This is a genomic window from Stenotrophomonas pictorum JCM 9942 (genome assembly GCF_001310775.1).
Classification (GTDB): domain Bacteria; phylum Pseudomonadota; class Gammaproteobacteria; order Xanthomonadales; family Xanthomonadaceae; genus Stenotrophomonas; species Stenotrophomonas pictorum.
The window spans coordinates 1-1,592 of sequence record NZ_BAZI01000512.1 but is presented as its reverse complement, the minus strand read 5'-3'; the positions used below and the strand labels follow the sequence as shown (position 1 = coordinate 1,592).

The following is a 1,592-nucleotide window of genomic DNA, read 5'->3' as shown; positions in this document are numbered from 1 at the left end:
CGAGATCGGCCAGTGCCAGCAGGCCCTGACCGCCATCGCCGGCACCCCGCCGCGCTGGTACCGCTCGGTGGTGGGCATGACCAATCCGTTTGTCGCCGCCGCGCTCAAGCGGCATGGCCTGACCCGGGTGGGCTGGAGTGCGCGCGGCTTTGACGGGGTGGGTTGCACTCCGGAAGGGGTGATGGCGCGGATCGCACCGGATCTGCAACCCGGCGCGATCGTGCTGCTGCATGAAGGCGCCGGGCATGGCCACACCCTGGCCATCATCGAAGCGTTGCTGCAGCAGCTGCAGGCGCGCGGCCTGCGTGCACGCCTGCCACAGCGAACGGCGTAGACTCGCCTCCCCGCCATGCCGGCGGTGTACCGGATCTGCACCATGCCTTTTTCCCCGCTCGGCCTGTCTCCTTATGTATCGCCCGCCCTGCAGCAGGCGTTGCAGCAGGCCGGCTATGCGGCGCCGACCCCGATCCAGCAACAGGCGGTACCGCTGGTGTTGAAGGGTCGGGATGTGGTGGCGCTGGCGCCGACCGGGTCCGGCAAGACGGCCGCCTACGTGCTGCCGGCGTTGCAGCGCTTCTTTGTGTCACCGCCGCGCAAGCCCCGCGTGCTGGCCCAGCTGGTACTGGTGCCCACCCGTGAATTGGCGCTGCAGGTGGCCGATGTATTCGCCACGCTGGGGCGTGAACTGCCGCGCAAACCGCATCTGGTGTGTGCGGTGGGCGGGGTGTCGATCAATCCGCAGATGATGGCCTTGCGTGGCGGTGCCGATATCGTCGTGGCCACGCCCGGGCGGCTGCTCGACCTGCTGGCGCACAACGCGTTGTCACTCAGGCAGGTGCAGTTGCTGGTGCTCGATGAGGCCGACCGTCTGCTGGAGCTGGGCTTCGGCGCCGAGCTGCGGCAGTTGCTGGCCGAGCTGCCGGTGCAGCGGCAGACCTTGCTGTTCTCGGCCACCTTCCCGGCCGATATCCAGGCGCTGGCCGCGGCCGGGCTGCGCGATCCGCAGCGGCTGGAAGTGGGCGCGCAGGCGCCAGTGGAGATCGAGCAGCGGGCGAGTCCAGGTCGACAGCGGCCGCCGTGCCGAGCTGCTGTTGTCGCTGCTGGAAGAACAGCAGTGGCCGCAGGTGCTGGTGTTCGTCGCCAGCATCCGCGAGGGCGACCGGCTGGCCGCGCAGCTGCGCAAAGCCGATATCAGCGCCCAGGCGCTGCACGGCGAGCTGTCGCAGGGCCGTCGCTTCGGCATGCTGCAGGCGTTCAAGGATGGCCATTTGCGGGTGCTGGTGGCGACCGATCTGGCGGCGCGGGGCATCGATATCGCGCGCCTGCCGGTGGTGGTCAATTACGAATTGCCGCGTGCGCCGGCCGATTACCTGCACCGCATCGGCCGGACCGGGCGGGCCGGGGAGAAAGGCCTGGCGGTGAGCTTCATCGATGCTGCGGCGATGCCGCACTGGTGTCTGATCGGCAAGCGCCACGGGCTGGCGGTGACGGTCGAGGTGCTGCCCGGCTTTGTACCGCAGCAGGCGGCACCGGCGCCAGGCGTGGTGGCCGATAGCAATGGCGGCATCAAGGGCCGCCGGCCCAGCAAGAAG

Annotated in this window: 1 protein-coding gene and 1 pseudogene; both read left to right on the top strand. The window is 69.7% G+C overall.

Features of this window, described 5'->3' with window-relative positions; all coding sequences use genetic code 11:
- The coding region (locus JCM9942_RS15570; protein ID WP_172675160.1) for a polysaccharide deacetylase family protein at positions 1-334 on the top strand (334 nt) is incomplete at its 5' end.
- 42 nt (positions 335-376) lie between these two features.
- A pseudogene (locus JCM9942_RS15565) lies at positions 377-1,592 on the top strand (DEAD/DEAH box helicase); the annotation flags it as partial.